The following is a 267-nucleotide window of genomic DNA, read 5'->3' on the forward strand; positions in this document are numbered from 1 at the left end:
GTCAAAATCACGGCCGCCATTTATGGAAACCGGAAAAAAGGCGTCGTACTTTACCAGAAACGCGCGCTTAACGGCTGCCAACGCGCTGCTCGAGCAGCACTTTGTTGGCCACCGAAGTCAGCTCTCCGTCATCGGTAAGCAGCAGTGTTTTGACTGTTCCGATCTCCTCGATCTGCCCTTCGACATCCTCCAGCCGCACTCGCTGCCCTACTTCGTAAAGCTCTCGAACATAAATCCCTGCCAGGATTTGTGCCACAAGCTCACGGC

Annotated in this window: 1 protein-coding gene; it reads right to left on the minus strand. The window is 54.7% G+C overall.

The genetic code is table 11. The annotated features are described in order from the left end of the window. Window positions 1-67 precede the first annotated feature (67 nt). Window positions 68-267: mechanosensitive ion channel domain-containing protein (locus tag AAEZ09_RS28415; RefSeq protein WP_350601677.1), on the minus strand; the 200-nt coding region annotated here is incomplete at its 5' end.

The organism is Pseudomonas sp. 65/3-MNA-CIBAN-0223 (assembly GCF_040310425.1).
GTDB lineage: Bacteria > Pseudomonadota > Gammaproteobacteria > Pseudomonadales > Pseudomonadaceae > Aquipseudomonas > Aquipseudomonas gregormendelii.